This window comes from Streptomyces sp. RLB3-17, assembly GCF_007113425.2.
Classification (GTDB): Bacteria; Actinomycetota; Actinomycetes; order Streptomycetales; family Streptomycetaceae; genus Streptomyces; species Streptomyces mirabilis_D.
Genome location: NZ_CP041610.2, coordinates 10,166,539 through 10,182,210, shown reverse-complemented (window position 1 = coordinate 10,182,210; position 15,672 = coordinate 10,166,539). Strand labels below are relative to the sequence as shown.

Annotated in this window: 14 protein-coding genes, 1 pseudogene and 1 riboswitch; of the genes and pseudogenes, 8 read left to right on the top strand and 7 right to left on the bottom strand. The window is 71.1% G+C overall.

The window, feature by feature from the left end:
• The first annotated feature begins 50 nt into the window (after positions 1-50).
• The 6 genes from paaA to FNV62_RS45665 all read left to right on the top strand — a co-directional run bounded on the left by paaA (position 51) and on the right by FNV62_RS45665 (position 5,156).
• On the top strand, positions 51-1,049 hold the full coding sequence (gene paaA, locus FNV62_RS45690) for a 1,2-phenylacetyl-CoA epoxidase subunit PaaA (RefSeq protein ID WP_097287706.1): 999 nt from the start codon (positions 51-53) through the stop codon (positions 1,047-1,049).
• Positions 1,046-1,348: a 1,2-phenylacetyl-CoA epoxidase subunit PaaB gene (paaB, locus tag FNV62_RS45685; protein WP_054232532.1), complete on the top strand. Its 303-nt coding sequence runs from the start codon at positions 1,046-1,048 to the stop codon at positions 1,346-1,348. Before paaA ends, paaB begins: the two co-directional genes overlap by 4 nt.
• Before the next feature lie 10 nt (positions 1,349-1,358).
• Complete coding sequence (paaC, locus tag FNV62_RS45680) at positions 1,359-2,186, top strand: 1,2-phenylacetyl-CoA epoxidase subunit PaaC (RefSeq protein WP_143629500.1); 828 nt, start codon at positions 1,359-1,361, stop codon at positions 2,184-2,186.
• On the top strand, positions 2,180-2,698 hold the full coding sequence (gene paaD / locus FNV62_RS45675; RefSeq protein ID WP_054232534.1) for a 1,2-phenylacetyl-CoA epoxidase subunit PaaD: 519 nt from the start codon (positions 2,180-2,182) through the stop codon (positions 2,696-2,698). The genes paaC and paaD overlap by 7 nt, the downstream gene beginning before the upstream one ends.
• On the top strand, positions 2,698-3,816 hold the full coding sequence (gene paaE, locus FNV62_RS45670; RefSeq protein ID WP_060902497.1) for a 1,2-phenylacetyl-CoA epoxidase subunit PaaE: 1,119 nt from the start codon (positions 2,698-2,700) through the stop codon (positions 3,814-3,816). Before paaD ends, paaE begins: the two co-directional genes overlap by 1 nt.
• 455 nt (positions 3,817-4,271) lie before the next feature.
• Positions 4,272-5,156, top strand: coding sequence for a CAP domain-containing protein (locus FNV62_RS45665; protein WP_143604073.1), 885 nt, complete (start codon positions 4,272-4,274; stop codon positions 5,154-5,156).
• A 368-nt stretch (positions 5,157-5,524) separates the two neighbouring features.
• Here the strand turns inward: FNV62_RS45665 and FNV62_RS45660 are convergent.
• A pseudogene (locus tag FNV62_RS45660) lies at positions 5,525-6,682 on the bottom strand (PP2C family protein-serine/threonine phosphatase); the annotation flags it as partial.
• A 98-nt stretch (positions 6,683-6,780) separates the two neighbouring features.
• On the bottom strand, positions 6,781-7,539 hold the full coding sequence (locus tag FNV62_RS45655) for an IclR family transcriptional regulator (protein WP_097287703.1): 759 nt from the start codon (positions 7,537-7,539) through the stop codon (positions 6,781-6,783).
• A gap of 205 nt (positions 7,540-7,744) precedes the next feature.
• Here FNV62_RS45655 and FNV62_RS45650 point away from each other — a divergent pair, with 205 nt between their 5' ends.
• Complete coding sequence (locus tag FNV62_RS45650) at positions 7,745-10,174, top strand: SpoIIE family protein phosphatase (RefSeq protein ID WP_143604072.1); 2,430 nt, start codon at positions 7,745-7,747, stop codon at positions 10,172-10,174.
• A gap of 78 nt (positions 10,175-10,252) precedes the next feature.
• Here FNV62_RS45650 and FNV62_RS45645 read toward each other — a convergent pair whose 3' ends face one another.
• Positions 10,253-11,266, bottom strand: a complete 1,014-nt coding sequence (locus FNV62_RS45645) for a helix-turn-helix transcriptional regulator (protein WP_143629498.1) — start codon at positions 11,264-11,266, stop codon at positions 10,253-10,255.
• 96 nt (positions 11,267-11,362) lie between these two features.
• On the opposite strand from FNV62_RS45645, the gene FNV62_RS45640 reads away from it, so the two are divergent.
• The gene (locus tag FNV62_RS45640) at positions 11,363-11,761 is read left to right on the top strand and encodes a VOC family protein (RefSeq protein ID WP_143604070.1); all 399 of its coding nucleotides are present in this window, start codon (positions 11,363-11,365) and stop codon (positions 11,759-11,761) included.
• 61 nt (positions 11,762-11,822) lie between these two features.
• Here the strand turns inward: FNV62_RS45640 and FNV62_RS45635 are convergent, their stop codons facing one another.
• From FNV62_RS45635 to FNV62_RS45620, 4 genes are all read right to left on the bottom strand, one after another.
• On the bottom strand, positions 11,823-12,725 hold the full coding sequence (locus tag FNV62_RS45635; RefSeq protein WP_225900620.1) for a hypothetical protein: 903 nt from the start codon (positions 12,723-12,725) through the stop codon (positions 11,823-11,825).
• Between the two features lie 335 nt (positions 12,726-13,060).
• Positions 13,061-13,813, bottom strand: a complete 753-nt coding sequence (locus tag FNV62_RS45630; protein ID WP_054232542.1) for a CbtA family protein — start codon at positions 13,811-13,813, stop codon at positions 13,061-13,063.
• A gap of 23 nt (positions 13,814-13,836) precedes the next feature.
• A complete protein-coding gene (locus FNV62_RS45625; protein WP_054232543.1) occupies positions 13,837-14,058 on the bottom strand; it encodes a CbtB domain-containing protein in 222 nt (73 codons plus the stop codon).
• A gap of 34 nt (positions 14,059-14,092) precedes the next feature.
• A riboswitch (cobalamin riboswitch) is annotated at positions 14,093-14,241 on the bottom strand.
• A gap of 120 nt (positions 14,242-14,361) precedes the next feature.
• The gene (locus FNV62_RS45620; protein ID WP_143629495.1) at positions 14,362-15,672 is read right to left on the bottom strand and encodes an MFS transporter; all 1,311 of its coding nucleotides are present in this window, start codon (positions 15,670-15,672) and stop codon (positions 14,362-14,364) included.

Below are 15,672 nucleotides of genomic sequence, written 5' to 3'. Positions count from 1 at the left end.
AAACCGTCACACTGGAACCGAACGAATGGTCGGTAGGGAAGCTGGTATCGATGACCACGACACACTCCGCCGCCACCGGCGCCGACGGCGTCGGGCCGGCGGCCGAAGAGCGGCTCCAGGAGCACTTCGACGCGACCGTCGCGCGTGACCAGCGGGTCGAGCCGCGCGACTGGATGCCCGAGGGCTACCGCAAGACGCTGATCCGGCAGATCGCGCAGCACGCGCACTCGGAGATCATCGGCATGCAGCCGGAGGGCGAGTGGATCACCCGCGCGCCGTCGCTGCGCCGCAAGGCCATCCTGTTCGCGAAGGTCCAGGACGAGGCCGGGCACGGGCTGTATCTGTACTCGGCGGCCGAGACCCTCGGCGCGGACCGCGCCGACCTCACCGAGCGGCTCATCGAGGGCCGGCAGAAGTACTCGTCGATCTTCAACTACCCCACCCTGAGCTTCGCCGACGTCGGCGTGATCGGCTGGTTCGTCGACGGCGCCGCGATCTGCAACCAGGTGCCGCTGTGCAGGAGTTCCTACGGCCCCTACGCACGCTCCATGGTGCGGATCTGCAAGGAGGAGTCGTTCCACCAGCGCCAGGGGTACGAGCTGCTGCTGACCATGATGCGCGGCACCGACGCCCAGCGGGCGATGGTGCAGGACGCGGTGGACCGCTGGTGGTGGCCGTCGCTGATGATGTTCGGACCACCCGACGACAACTCCCCCAACTCGGCCCAGTCCATGGCCTGGAAGATCAAGCGCCACAGCAACGACGAACTGCGCCAACGCTTCGTGGACATGACCGTCCCGCAGGCCGAGAAGCTGGGCGTCGTCCTGCCCGACCCCGAGCTGCGCTGGAACGAGGAGCGCGGACGCCACGACTTCGGCACCCCGGACTGGGACGAGCTGATGCGGGTCATCAAGGGCGACGGACCGTGCAACGCCGAGCGGATCTCCCGGCGGCGGACGGCCCACGAGGAGGGCGCCTGGGTCCGTGAGGCGGCCACCGCCCACGCGGCCAAGCAGAGCGAGCGAGCCCGGAAGGAAGCGGCGGCATGAACGACATCGACGGCAAGAAGGACGGCTGGCCGCTGTACGAGGTGTTCGTACGGGGCAAGCGCGGACTGAACCACGTACACGTCGGCTCGCTGCACGCCGCCGACGACGCGATGGCCCTGACCCACGCCCGTGACCTGTACACGCGTCGCAACGAGGGCGTGAGCATCTGGGTGGTGCGCTCGGAGTACATCGCGGCCTCCACCCGCGACGAGAAGGACCCGTTCTTCGCGCCGAGCGCCGACAAGGTCTACCGCCATCCGACCTTCTACGACATCCCCGACGACGTCCCACACATCTGAGGAGCAGGGCATGAGTGACGACCACGTCTACCTGACCCTCGCCGAGGGACACGAGGACGACACCCGCTGGGCGTACGGCACCGGCTTCGAGGACCCCCTGCACGGGGTCGACACCACCGTGCCGGACGGGCTGGACGCCGCGGAGCTGGCGGCCTCCTGCGTCGCGCTCGCCGACGACGCGCTCGTGTGCGCCCAGCGACTGGCCGAGTGGACCACCCGTGCCCCCGAGCTGGAGGAGGAGGTGGCGCTCGCCAACATCGGTCTCGACCTGCTCGGCCAGGCCCGCCTGCTCTACGCGCGCGCCGGCCAGGTGGACGGCACGGGCCGCGACGAGGACGCCTACGCCTACTTCCGCGACGCCGACGACTTCCGCAACGTACGCCTGGCCGAACTCCCCAACGGGGACTTCGCGTTCTCCGTCGTGCGGCTCCTGGCGCTGTCCAGCTGGCGGCTCGCCCACTTCGAGCGGCTCGCCGCGCACCCCGACCCGGTGCTCTCCGCCATCGCCGCGAAGGGCGTCAAGGAACTGGCCTACCACCGCCAGTACGCGGCCGAGTGGGCCGTGCGACTCGGCGACGGTACGGCGGAGTCCCACCGCAGGATGCGTGCGGCGCTGGAGCGGGTCGCCCCGTACCTGGGCGAGTTGTTCACGGTCTACGACGTACGGGACGAGGTCGTCGCCGTGCTGCGCCAGGTGACCGAGGCGGGCGGACTGCCCATGCCCGTGTACCGGCCGCTGCCCGGCTCCGGACGCGCGGGCGGGCACACCGAGCATCTGGCGCCGCTGCTCGCCGAGTTGCAGAGCGTGGCCCGCGCCCACCCGGAGGCGACATGGTGAGCGTGCTGACCGACGTACGACGGGCCCGGCACATCGCCGAACAGGTGCCGGACCCCGAACTGCCCATGCTCACCCTCGCCGACCTGGGCGTGCTGCGCGAGGTGTCGCTCAACCCCGACGGCACGGTCGTCGCGAGCCTCACACCGACCTACTCGGGCTGCCCGGCGATGGCGGAGATGCGCGCCGACGTGGCCGCGCGGCTCGCCGCCGCCGGGTACGAGCGCGTCGAGATCCGTACCGTCCTCGACCCGCCGTGGACCAGCGACTGGATCACCCCGGCGGGCCGCCGCAAGCTCACCGAACACGGGATCGCCCCGCCCGGCGCCGCGCCTCGGCGCCCGGCCGGTCCGGTGCCGCTCGTGCTGACCACCACCCGGCGGGCCGCCGTGCCCTGCCCGCGCTGCGGCTCGGCGGACACGGAGGAGACGTCCCGCTTCGCCGCCACGTCCTGCAAGGCGCTCTGGCGCTGCCGCGCCTGCCTGGAACCGTTCGAGTACGTCAAGGAGATCTGATGGACGACCTGATGGAGTCGGCCGCCCCCGCCCCGGCGGTACGCCCGCGTACCCGCCGTCGGCCGGCCTTCCACTCCCTGCGGGTCGCCGCCGTGCAGCCCCTGTGCGAGGACGCGGCCGCGGTCAGCTTCGACATCCCGGCGGAGCTGGCGGAGGAGTTCGCCTTCGCCCCCGGGCAGTCGCTCACCCTGCGGCGCGAGATCGACGGCCGTGACGAGCGCCGCTCGTACTCCATCTGCTCTCCGGCCGGATCGGTGCCGCGCATCGGGGTGCGGGTGGTGCCGGGCGGCCTGTTCTCCGCCTGGCTGGTGCGGGAGGTGCGCCCCGGAGACATGGTCGAGGTCATGGCCCCGACGGGCGCCTTCACTCCCGACCTCGCCACCCCCGGCCATCATGTGCTGATCGCCGCGGGCTCCGGCATCACCCCCATGCTGTCCATCGCCGAGTCGGTGCTGGCCGCGGACTCCCGCTCGACGGTCACTCTCTTCTACGGCAACCGGCGCACCGACACCGTGATGTTCGCCGACGAGCTGGCCGACCTGAAGGACCTCTACCCGGCCCGGTTCCAGCTCGCCCACGTCCTCTCCCGCGAGCCCCGCGAGGCCGAGGTGCTCTCCGGCCGTCTGGACGCCGAGCGGCTGTCGGCGCTCGTCGGCTCGCTGGTCGACGTGGCGGGCGCGGACCACTGGTGGTTGTGCGGCCCGCACGGCATGGTCCGCGACGCCCAGCGGGTGCTGGCCGGGCTCGACGTGCCGGCCGACCGGGTCCACCAGGAGCTGTTCTACGCCGACGACGAGCCCGTGCGGGAGGTGCACCACCAGGACACGGCCGTCGTGGGCCCGGTCAGCGAGGTCACCATCACGCTCGACGGCCGCTCCACGACCGCCGCGCTGTCCCGCGGTCGGAGCATCCTCGACGGCGCCCAGAAGACCCGCCCCGACCTGCCCTTCGCCTGCAAGGGCGGCGTGTGCGGCACCTGCCGGGCCCTGGTCACCGACGGCAAGGCCGACATGCGCCGCAACTTCGCCCTCGAACCCGCCGAGGTCGACGCGGGGTATGTCCTTACCTGCCAGTCGTTCCCGGTCACGGAGACGCTCGCCGTCGACTACGACAGCTGACGCTGTCGTCCATCACCATCGCCATCATCGTCGTCGGGAATGGTTGTGGCAGCTCGGCGTGACATCCGTCACGCCGAGTTCCCGTATCAACGTGGTGCGGTAGTACATGGCGCCTGGGCGATATAGCCAGACTTGCCACCCGCAATCCGACATACACGCGCATGTTCCTCCGGCGTACGCCATACGCGGTCGCGTCACCTCGCCCGCCGGGCACATGAAGCATCCTGACGGAACGTCAGACCATGCCGCGCTCCGGTCAGCCGGGTCTGCACACCCATGCGCCCGATTCAAGGACGTTCAGGTCTACGAGGCCGGGTAGTAGTGACGCTCGTTGCCGCTTCCTCACGCAGGTTTTAACAATGGCGGCCCCAAACGGCGTCACCACAGCTCAAGCACCGTGTCCGTGCGGAGCCGGCCCACCGGTGGCGCCCCCGCGACGACCGAGCGAGGCCCGCATGAGCAAGCACCGCAGGAAGACGCGCCACCGGCAGATCACCATCGCTGCCGTCGTGCTCAGCGCGCTGGCAGTACCGACCGCCGCCATGGCGTGCATGAACGACCAGAGCGGCGCGGGCGCCGAGTCCTCCAGTCACTGGCAGGGCTGGAAGCACTGGCAGAACTGGCAGAACGCGTCCCTGCAGGAGCGCGTGTCCCTGAAGGAGCGGTGGAAGGGCGGCAGGTGGACCGCTCACACCCAGGAGCCGACTTCGCAGGCCACCACCGCGCCCACCGCTCCCGCCGCGCCCGAGGCACCGGCCTCCACGTCTCCCGCCGCACCGGAGGCGCCCGCTTCGACGGCACCCTCCGCGCCCGCGGCACCCAGCTGGACGGCACCGTCCCGGCCCGAGACTCCCGCCTCGTCGGCGCCCGCCACACCCAAGGCACCGGCCTCGACGGCGCCCGCCACACCGAAGGCCACCGCCAGCGCGTCCCCGAGCACCGCGGGCACGACCGCCCCGGCATCCGCCGCCGTGGCTCGCGTCCTGGCCCTGGTCAACAGTGAGCGCGGCAAGGTCGGCTGCTCCTCGCTGACCCTGAACGCGAAGCTCTCGAAGGCCGCCCAGGACCACAGCGCGGACATGGCGAGCCACCAGAACATGTCGCACACGGGCTCCGACGGTTCGGATCCCGGTCAACGCATCACGACCGCCGGCTACACGTGGAGTGCGTACGGCGAGAACGTCGCGTTCGGATACTCCACCCCCGAGGCGGTCATGGCGGGCTGGATGTCCAGTCCCGGCCACAAGCGCAACATCCTGGACTGCGGCTTCAAGGAGATCGGCATAGGTCTCGCACAGCCCGGCAGCTACTGGACGCAGGACTTCGGCACGGCCCGTTGACCTACGCCTCGCGACGGCCTTCGTCAGCCTCCTCCGTTGCGGCCGCACGGCGTGAAGGAGCCGAGCGCAACACCCGGGTCCACCGGTTCGCCGACCCGCTCGGCGAACCGGATGCGGCTGCCCCGGGACGGGACGGAGCCGGGGCAGCCGTCGCGACCGACCTCGGCCGCCGCTTCGGGAACGGCCGAGTACGGAACGCCCGGGTAATGAAGGGCGGGGTCGGCGACTGCCGGGTCGGCAACTGACAGGCCGTGAACCGCCGGCTCGTGAACCACCGCGTCGGCAACCGCCAGGTCGGGAACGGCCACCTCGGCAACTGCCGGGTCTTGGACCTCCCGGTCCTGAACCGCCGGGTCTTGGACCGCCGGATCGGCAACCGCCGGGTCGGCAACCGCCGGCTTGTGGAGCAGGAGCAGTGCCGCGTCGTCGTGCAGTCGGCCGCCCACGTGCGCCAGCAGTTCGTCGTGCAGGGCGGTGAGAGTGCGCGCCGGCTCGTCGCACAGGTGGCGCGCCAGGCCCTCGGCCAGCGGGTAGAACTCACGGCGGTGGTTGCGGGCCTCGGTGACCCCGTCGGTGTAGAGCAGCAGCTGATCCCCGTCGGCGAAGGGCAGCACCTGGAGGCTGGGAGTCTCGCCCGTGAGAGCGCTCAGCCCGAGCGGCGGGGCGGGATGGGTGGGATCCACCGGCACGACACCCCCGGACGCACGCACCAGCAGCGGCGGCGCGTGTCCGCAGTTCACCACCTCCAGATGCCCTGCCTGCGGATATCCGGCCACAACGGCGGTGACGAAGTCGTCGGTACCGAGGTTGCGCGCCAGGCTCCGCTCGATCCTGGCGACGACGGCGAGGAGGTCGGGCTCGTCGTAGGCGGCCTCCTGGAAGACACCCAGGACGAGTGCGGCGGTGCTCACGGCCGGCAGCCCCTTGCCGCGCACATCCCCGACGATCAGCCTGACGCCGTACGGAGTGGGCAGCAGCGCGTAGAGATCCCCGCCGATACGGGCCTCCGCCGCCGCCGCGCTGTAGCGGACCGCCACCTGAAACGGCCCGACCGTCGCCGGTACCGGCCTGAGCAGCGCGTGCTGGGCGGCCTCCGCGACCGAGCGGACGGCCGCGAGCACCCGCTCACGACGTCCCCGCAGAGCGCCGGACAGGCCACTCGCGAGAGTGACGGCCGCCAGCCCGGACAGTACGGCCACCAGTTCGCGGCCCGGCAGACCGTCCCGGATCCCGAGCGCGGCACCCAGCACCGCGGCGAGGAGACCGACGCACAGGACCCCGCGCGGCCCACTCGTGGTGGCGGCCAGCGCGGGCCCGGCCACGAGCAGGGAGAGCCAGATCACGCCTGCTCCGCCGACGAGGCCGACGAGCACGACCCCGAGAACGATCAGCACGGACAGTACCGGCGTACCCGAAGCCAGGTGTGCGGCGGCGCGGGTCCGGGCCGACGCCCCGGGACCGGCCACTCGGTTCCTGAACAGCCCTATCGGCCAGGGGTCGCCACCATGGTCTCGGGCCTGACTCATGTTTCGTCCGCACTCCTCACCGTGCGTCGACCGCACTCCAGAAATGTCCGTTTCATCCAGGAAACGGGTTCGGCTCGGAAGCGACAAGGACAGGGATTTCAGATAGTGAGCGACAGGCTCCTGGTCACGCGGTTCGCGGTCGGCGTCAACCGCTCCAGAACCTCCTCGAGCCGGGAGAGCCGGTTCACCGGCAGCGAGACGCCGAGCGAGCCGAGCGTCTCCCCGCTGTACACCGGCACCGCGACACACACCGTCCCCAGCGCGTACTCCTCCAGATCCGTGACGGCCGGAGCCATCGGCGAGGAGTCCAGCCGCCGCAACAGTTCCCACGGACTCGTGATCGTCCGTGGCGTGAGATCCGCCAGGGGATGCCGCGAGAGGTAGTCCTCGCGCGACTCGTCGTCCAGCTCCCGCAGCACACACTTGCCCAGCGCGGTCGCGTGCCCCGCGTCCTCCATCCCCACCCACAGGTCCACCCGCGGCGCCCGGGGACTGTCGACGATCTCCGCGACCCGGATCTCACCGTCCTCGTAGAAGGTGAGATACGCGGCAGCCGTGACCTCGTCCCGCAGCGCCGCCAGCGTGGGACGCACCCGCCCCAGCAACGCCTGCCCGCGCCCCGAACTGTGCAGCGACTGCACCTTGTCCCCCAGCACGAACCCGCCGTCGTCCAGCTTCCGCACATAGCCGTCGTGCACCATCGTCCGCAGCAGGTGGTACGCCGTGGCCAGGGGCAGCCCCGTCTCCCGCGCGAGATGCTTCGCCGGCACACCGTTCTCGTGCGCGCCCACCGCCTCCAGCAGACGAAACGCCCGCTGCACGGACGTGATCAGCGTGGGGCCCTCACGAACACCCATACGACCAGACTGCGCCGGACACGCCGCACGAGCAAGGCGGCACCGCCCCACCCGACCCCGCGCACGAATCCGGCGTACGGCCGGTGCCCTGGCTTGAGGGTGGAACGGCGCCGCGGGAGGCTGGAGACGACGCCCGCGATGCGCGCCCGGTTTCCTCGGGGCGCGCCTCAGGGCTCCGCCGAGGCGAGGACGAGGGTAAGAACCCATGGATAGCGAGCACGTCGCATCCGGAGGAAAGGTGCCGACGCCCGTACCGGAGGACTCCGCCGTCGTGGTCGACGCCCGGGGGTCGGTCATGGTGTGGAGTGCCGGAGCCACGCAGCTGCTCGGTTACGAACCCGAAGAGATCGTGGGCCGCCACGCCACCGACCTGCTCGCCGCCGACCTGCCCGCCTCCGCGCGGCGCCACATCGCCGAGGGACGCCAGTGGGCCACCGAGGTAGCCCTTCGGCACCGGGAGGGGGGTCGTGTCGTGGTGCGGCTGCGAGGAGCCCCGCTGGTGGACGCGGCGCGCCGGAGGCTCTGGCTCGTGACCGGCGCGGCGCTGACGAACCCTGCCGGACCCACCGACCCGAACGCTGCCGCGATGTGGGGCCGCACGCTCGCGCAGCTCCCGTTGCCGGTGGCGGTCTACGACCTCGATGCGCGGCTCGTGGCCGCCAACGAGGTCATGACACGGGTGATGGGCAGGACCGAGGAGGAGATGCGGGGCCTGACGCTGTGGGAGATCGAGCCGAGCTGGCCCTTCGACGAGTACGACCGCCTCCAGCGGGAGGTGCTGCGCACCGGTGAGATGATCTTCCATGAGCAGCACGGCCAGGCTCCCGGCGAGACGCGGGAGCATGCGTGGTCGATGTTCTTGTCGCCGTTGAAGGACGAGAACGGCACGGTGCACGGGCTGTCCGCGGCCGTGTTCGACACCACCGAGCAGTACTGGGCCCGACAGCGCCTGGCCGTGCTCAACGACGCGAGCCTCCGCATCGGCAGCACCCTGGATGTGACCCGAACGGCCGAAGAGCTGGCCGAGGTGGCTGTGACGGGGTTCGCGGACTTCGTCACCGTGGACCTGCTGGAATCGGTGGCGCAGGGCGAGGAGCCCCGGTCGGTGCCGCCCGGCGAGTCGGTCACGGTCCGCCGTGCCGCGCAGCGCTCGGTGCTGGAGGGATGCCCGGAGTCGGTGGTCGCCGCGGGCGGCACGAGTCTCTACCCGGCGGATTCGCTGCCGGTGCTGGCGCTGGTCAGCGGCCGGGGCACCCGGCACCGGTCGGACGATCCGGCGCTGCGGGCGTGGGTCGAATCGTCCCCGGCCCGTGCCGAGACCGTGGGCAAGTACATGATCCACTCGGTGATGATGGTCCCGCTGCGGGCCCGGGGCGTGACCCTGGGCATGGTGCACTTCCTGCGGCACCGGACGCCGGAGTCCTTCGGCGAGGACGACCTGCTGCTCGCGGAGGAGATCGTCGCCAGGGCGGCGGTGAGTGTGGACAACGCCCGCCGCTACACCCATGAACGCCGCACGGCGCTGGCACTCCAACGCAGTCTGCTGCCCGAGCGGCCACCGGCTCTCACCGCGGTGGAGGTCGCCTACCGTTACCTCCCGGCCGGTTCCGGAGCCGACATCGGAGGGGACTGGCTCGACGTGATCCAGCTGTCCGGCGCGCGGGTCGCCCTGGTCGTGGGCGACGTGGTGGGCCATGGCATTCAGGCCTCGGCCACGATGGGGCGCCTGCGGACCGCCGTACGGACTCTCGCGGACGTCGATCTCGCGCCCGACGAGTTGCTCACCCAGCTCGACGACCTCGTCATCAGGCTCGACCGGGAAGAGGGTCCGGAGGCGCGCGGACGGGCGGAGGAGACGTCGGGTGAGGTCGGGGCGACCTGTCTGTACGCCGTGTACGACCCGGCGTCCCGCCGCTGCACCCTGGCCCGTGCCGGGCACCCGCCGCCCGCCCTGGTCACCCCGGACGGCACCGTGCGGTTTCTGGACCTGCCCGCCGGGCCGCCGCTCGGCCTCGGCGGCCTGCCGTACGAGTCCACCGAGGTGGAGCTCGGCGAGGGAAGCCTGCTCGCTCTCTACACCGACGGCCTGGTGGAGGCCGCCGATTGGGACATCGGCGTCGGGCTCGAACTGCTGCGCCGGGCGCTCAGCAGTCCGGCCGACACGCTGGAGGAGACCTGTGACCAGGTGCTGAGTACCGTGCTGACCGGCCGTCCCACCGACGACACCGTCCTGCTCCTGGCCCGCACCTCCGCGCTCGACGCCCGGCAGATGGGGACCTGGCACCTGCCGCGGGATCCCGCGGCCGTCGCCGGGGCCCGCAAGGTGGCGAGTGAGCAGGTGGCCGCGTGGGGGCTGGACGAAACGGCGTTCGCCACGGAGCTGATCGTCAGCGAACTGGTCACCAACGCCATCCGCTACGGCGAGGCGCCGATCCGGCTACGTCTCATCCGTGACTCCACGCTCATCTGCGAGGTCTCGGACGGCAGCGGCACCGCCCCGCACCTGCGCCGGGCCCGGGTCTTCGACGAGGGCGGGCGCGGGCTGCTGCTGGTTGCCCAGGTCGCCGAGCGCTGGGGCAGTCGCCAGACCCCCACCGGCAAGACCATCTGGGCCGAACAGCCACTGCCCGCCTGACACCGGCACGGCCCCGCGCCGCCACCGGCGCCGACCGTGGCGGTGGCGACGGTGGTGGCGGTGACGGTGGTGGCAGGCTCACGGCACCGGTCGTACGTCGGGCGGGCGCCGCCGGGCGGAGTCCACGAGCCGGTCGGCGAGCGCGACGACGAGATCGCGGAGCTCGTCGGGTCGCTCGATCACGAAGGGCAGATCGAGCGACGCGAGCACCGGAGGCAACCAGTCGAGCCGTTCCACACGCAACCGGACACGCGACCAGAGCTCGGAATCACCGTCCGCCCGGCCCGCCGCCCGCGGCTCCTCGACGATCGCGACGCTTGCCGGAAGCCCGACACGGATCTGCTCGACCGTCCCCCGGATCCACAGGATCACTTCGTGCCGGTACGGAGCCTCGGCGAACCCCGACACGACGCGCCGCGCCGGATCGAATCCCGCGGGCGGCTCGAAGGAGCCGGGCAGGGACCTCGCGTCCGCGATGCGGTCGAGCCGGAACGTGCGGTCCGCGCCGCTCTCGGGCTCCGCTCCGGTGACGTACCACCGGCCCGAGTGGACGACGAGCCCGTACGGGTGCACCGTGCGGACGCTGTGCCGGCCGTCTCCGGCGGTGTACCGGATCGAGATCGGCCGGCGATGGCGGATCGCGTCGGCGATCGAGAGCAGGACCGCGCTCCGCGGTGCGGCTGTCTCGTCGGGCGGCGCGGTGAAGGCGAGGGAGTCGAGCACGGCGTCGAGCCTTCGAGTGAGGCGCTCGGGCAGGACCCGCCGGATCTTGGCCGTGGCCGTCTCATGAGCGGTGCCCGTGGTCGTCGGCAGCCCGGCTCGGCGACCGGCGATCAGGCCGAGCAGCACGGCCAGCGCTTCGTCGTCGCCGAGCATGAGCGGAGGCATGCGCCGACCGGGGGCCAGCCGGTACCCGCCGTAGCGGCCGCGCACCGATTCGACCGGCACGTCGAGGTCGACCAGGTGGTCCACATACCGGCGCACGGTGCGTTCGTCGACGTCGAGCCGCTCGGCGAGTTCGGCGGCTGTCCTGGTGCCGCTCGACTGCAGGAGCTCCAGCAGGGTGAGCACGCGAGCTGTGGGCCTGGGCATGCTCAGAAGTATCCCCGCAATACCGGGCGGAAAGTGTCCGCTATCCCTCCTAGCCTCCGTGAGTACGTATCCCACCCAACTCACCGGGAGATCATCGTGAACCTCGTCTCGATCCGCGTCATCACGGGCGATGTCGCTCGCCTCGTCGACTTCTACGAGCGCGCGACCGGCACCCGGGCGAACTGGTCCAACCAGGACTTCGCCGAGCTCAGGACGGCGTCGGCCACTCTCGCGATCGCCGGCGTGCGCACCGTGCCGCTGTTCGCACCCGACGCCGCCCGTCCGTCCGACAACCGTTCCGTGATCATCGAGTTCCTCGTCGACGACGTGGACGGCGTGTACGAGAACCTGACCGGCTTCGTGGAGGACGTCGTCACCAAGCCCACCACCATGCCTTGGGGCAACCGTTCGCTGCTGTTCCGCGACCCCGACGGCAATCTCGTCAACTTCTTCACCCCGGTCAGCCCTGACGCCGTCAAGAAGTTCGCTTCCTGACGGCGCCGAGGCGGGACTGTCGGGCTGGGCTATGCCACGAAGGTGACCCCTCGCGCCGATGTCATGAGCGGCGTGCGCGGCGGGACGCGTACACCGCCCCGGCACCGAGGGCGACCACCAGGGCCGCGCCGCCCGCGAGGGTGCCGACCGGCGCGCTCGCACCCGTCTCCGCCAGCGGCGGCCCGCTGTCGCTGGGCGACGGCTCGGGGGTGGCGGGCGGCGTCGACGCCAGCGGGGGCACGTCCGGCGTGGTGGGAGGCGTGGTGGAGGGCTTGGGGCTGGTCGGAGGCGGGGTCGTCCCCTCGGCCGGAGGCTGTCCGCCCGCGGGAGTCGTGGGCGTGACCGGGGTGGCGGGAGTGGTCGGGGTCGACTCCGACGGCGTCGGGGTGGGCGAGTCCGACGGGCCGGGGGTGCACGGCTGTTCGCCCCCGTTCCACGCCGCTATGAGGTGGTAGGGGGTGACGACGTTGTCGGGCTCGTAGGGCACGGGGCCGTGTCCCTCCCCCGTCTTCCCGTCGTAGGTGATGTCATCGCCGTACAGGTCGATCTGGCCGTAGCAGTCCGGCGTCTTCACGGAGAGCTTCTGCCAGGTCCGCTTCGCGTCGTCCGTCCCGGCGACGTCGTCGGCGGTGAGGTAGACCGTGGCCTTGTCGACCAGGCTCTGGTGTCCGGAGACGTACCAGTTCGGCCCCTCTGTGGTGTATTCGGCGAGGGACACGGGGTACTTGCAGCCCTCCCCGACCGTCTGGCCCGGAGCCAGCCGGACCTGGACGCTCCCGGGAACGGTGTCCCAGGAATGGAATCCGCCCTGCGAGGTCCAGTCGGCGCCCACGACGTTTCCGTCGGCGCCGACGATGCGGTACTGGACCGTGGCGGACTCGCACGCCCCGGTGGTCGTGGCACTGGCCACCCCCGCGCCGAGCAGGGGCACGGCGGCGGTGGCGAATGCGGTTGTGGCGAGCACAGCCAGAGTTCTGGAGTGTTGCGAACGCGACAAGATGAGCCTCTGTGAAATCGAGAGTGTGGGAGGTGATGGCGCGCGAGTGACCGACGCGGACGGCAGAACTGGATGACCCGACGCGGGATCCGGCGGCAGGCATGCCGCCCAAGCCACTCGTGTCGCTTCGCTCACTTCAGACGCGGCGAAGCGAGCTGGATTCTTCCAACTTTTAACAACTCCCGTCAATCCTTCACGGGTTGGCCACTTCCTCCATGGAACACACCCCGGCGGTAAGGGACTTACGACACGAGAAGGCCCCCGGACGGTTCCGGGGGCCCTCACTCGTGTGGCGGGTCGTGTCAGCTGGGGACGGCGACCCGTCCGCTCGCGGCGGCCGTCACCGGCTTGGGATTCAGCAACCGCTCGGCCAACTCGCCGAAGACCAGGCCGAATCCGCCCCACAGGACGGTCTGGATGGCCAGTGCGGAAAGACGGAACCGCCACAGCAGGGTGGCCGGGAAGTCCTTCGGCACCTCGTTGATGACCGGCAGGAACGCGTACGCCAGACCGATCACGACGGCGAAGGCGGCCACCGCGCCGACGGTGGCGTACCAGGTGCCGATCCTGGGTGCCAGTCGCTTGCCCAGGATGGTGGCGGCGATCGCGAGGAGCACGCTGAGCACCATCATCAGGAAGTACAGGGTGGTCCGCTTGCCGATGGTGTCGGGGTTGCCGACCGACGGCGGGTTGGCCGGGTACTTCAGGAACGGCACGACGTACACGGCCAGCAACGCGCAGCCGGACAGCAGCAGTGCGGTCGCCCGCGGGCTGAAGCGGCCGACGCGGCCGAGCGCGAAGGAGAAGGCGAGCGCGGCGATGCCGCCGAAGGCGACGCCGTAGACCAGGACGCCGGTGGCGAGACCGGCGGTGGACTGCAGAGAGCGGGAGACGATCTCCATCTCGTGCTCGTGGGAGTGGGCCGCCTCGAAGCTGATCGCGCTGTCGACGTTCGGCTCACCGAGGAAGTAGGCGGCAACCAGGGCGAGCAGGCCGGCGCCGAGGCCGGCCAGCATGCCCCGCACGAGCAGATTTCTTACCGTTGCGGAGTTCATGGCAGTGCTGGGGTTCCCCTCGGTCAGTGGCAGGGGAAGCCGAGAAGGTGGCGGGCGTCGTGGACCCACTCGTGGACGTCCGAGCCGGAGACGACGGAGGTGGCGCCCTGTTCGGCACCGACGAAGTACAGCAGGACGAGCATCAGGATGCCGAAGAAGACCGCCCACGGAGCTATCGCCTTGAGCGGCAGCTTGGCGGGGACGACGGGGGTGGTGGTTGTCGGCTGGGCGACGGTCTGCGCCATGGCAGGACCTCCTCGGGAGTTCGCGTCCCATCTCGGTGGTGCACTGGACGACGGCTACGGGTCTGACTCACGAGAGGTCCCAGCGGGCTGGAGCCTCTCGTTCACAGTGGCGCGACCGTGCCGGTTTCCCACCGGCTTCCGTCTTGCCGTCATCGATATCGCACCGACCGTACCGCGTGTCGGGTGCGGGGCCAAGACCGCGCCACCTGGCGTGATCTTCCTCTCGCACCAGGTGGCCTGTCCCGCGTGAACAGCGGGTCAGCGGTGGCGGAACCCAGCTGAGTTCGGGCCCCGGCCTCGCTCTCAGACCGAGGGGGACCGGTCCGCGTCCTGGGACTCGGGCGTGTCCGTCGTACGACCGAGCTTCTGTGCCTCCTCCAGCGTGCGAGCCCGGCGGAGGGGGGAGAACGTGAGCCAGAACGAGACGACGAGGTAGGAGATCCCGACGGCCCACAGGGCCCTGCCGGGTGACAGGGCGTCGGCCAGGGCACCGCCGACGACGGCTCCCAGAGGCAGCGTCCCCAGGGCGACAAGGCGGTAGCTCGCGGTCACCGCGCCGATCTGGTGCTCCGGCGGAATGGCCTGTCGCAGGCTGACGGCGAACACGTTGAACAGCGCGACACCGAAGCCGTTCACCATCATGGCGACCGACGCGAGCACGGCGACGTACCCGCCGACCTGGCTGACGGCGGGTACGAGCAGCAGACCCACCGCGGCCAGCACCGCGCCCAGCGCCAGCACACCGCCGACGGCCCACCGTCGGGTGAGCCGGGTGGCGCAGAGCGAACCGATCAGGGCACCCACACTGCCGATGCCGGTGATCACGCCCACGGTGGTGCCGCTCATGTCGAGGTCACGGACGGCGAACACCAGGAAGACGGTCAGGAAGGCCTTCTCGTGCAGGTTCGACAGGCCGGCCTGAACGCACAGGTCCCGGATCGGGCGCAGGGACCAGGTGTAGCGGAGCCCGGAGCCGATCGCCTTCAGTGCCGACTCACGTGGCTGTTCGGGGGCCTTGACGCCCCGCAGCAGCAGACCGCTCACGGCGGCACCGGCGGAGCACGCGGCGGCCACCGTCAGGGTCGGCGACACCCCCAACTGGCCGACGAGGAAGCCGGCCGCGGCCGGACCGGCGAGGGTGCTGACCGAATACGTCGCCTGGTGCAGGCCGTTGGCCGCGGCGATGGAGTTCAGCGGCAGGAGCCTGGGCAGCGTGGACTGGTAGGCGACTTCGTAGAAGACGGTGGCGACACCGATCACGGCGGCGGCGACGACAAGTTGGCCGAAGTTCAGCCCGTCGGCCGCCTGGAACGCGGCGAGCACCGCGAGCGCCGCGCCCTGGGCGACACTCGCGGTGACGAGGGTGCGGCGCGGCGGATACCGGTCGACCATGACACCGGCGATCAGCGAGAGCACCACGACGGGGACGAACTGCACCGCCGAGACGAGTCCCACGCCCGTGCCGTCGGCATGGAGGTAGGTGACCGCGATCAAGGGTAGGAGAAAACTGGTCAGCTGTCCGCCGAAATGCGCCGAGGTTTCTCCGAGCCAGATGTTGCGGAAGTCTTTGTTGTCCGCGATCAGGATTCGAATATCCTTGTCGAATATGGCCAC

What these genes read in the sequence shown, in the direction of transcription:
- FNV62_RS45665 (WP_143604073.1), top strand. Translation starts at nt 4,272, where the DNA reads ATGAGCAAGCACCGCAGGAAGACGCGCCACCGGCAGATCACCATCGCT.
- paaE (WP_060902497.1), top strand. Translation starts at nt 2,698, where the DNA reads ATGGACGACCTGATGGAGTCGGCCGCCCCCGCCCCGGCGGTACGCCCG.
- paaA (WP_097287706.1), top strand. Translation starts at nt 51, where the DNA reads ATGACCACGACACACTCCGCCGCCACCGGCGCCGACGGCGTCGGGCCG.
- paaC (WP_143629500.1), top strand. Translation starts at nt 1,359, where the DNA reads ATGAGTGACGACCACGTCTACCTGACCCTCGCCGAGGGACACGAGGAC.
- paaB (WP_054232532.1), top strand. Translation starts at nt 1,046, where the DNA reads ATGAACGACATCGACGGCAAGAAGGACGGCTGGCCGCTGTACGAGGTG.
- FNV62_RS45645 (WP_143629498.1), bottom strand. Translation starts at nt 11,266, where the DNA reads ATGCCCAGGCCCACAGCTCGCGTGCTCACCCTGCTGGAGCTCCTGCAG.
- FNV62_RS45655 (WP_097287703.1), bottom strand. Translation starts at nt 7,539, where the DNA reads ATGGGTGTTCGTGAGGGCCCCACGCTGATCACGTCCGTGCAGCGGGCG.
- paaD (WP_054232534.1), top strand. Translation starts at nt 2,180, where the DNA reads ATGGTGAGCGTGCTGACCGACGTACGACGGGCCCGGCACATCGCCGAA.
- FNV62_RS45650 (WP_143604072.1), top strand. Translation starts at nt 7,745, where the DNA reads ATGGATAGCGAGCACGTCGCATCCGGAGGAAAGGTGCCGACGCCCGTA.
- FNV62_RS45625 (WP_054232543.1), bottom strand. Translation starts at nt 14,058, where the DNA reads ATGGCGCAGACCGTCGCCCAGCCGACAACCACCACCCCCGTCGTCCCC.
- FNV62_RS45630 (WP_054232542.1), bottom strand. Translation starts at nt 13,813, where the DNA reads ATGAACTCCGCAACGGTAAGAAATCTGCTCGTGCGGGGCATGCTGGCC.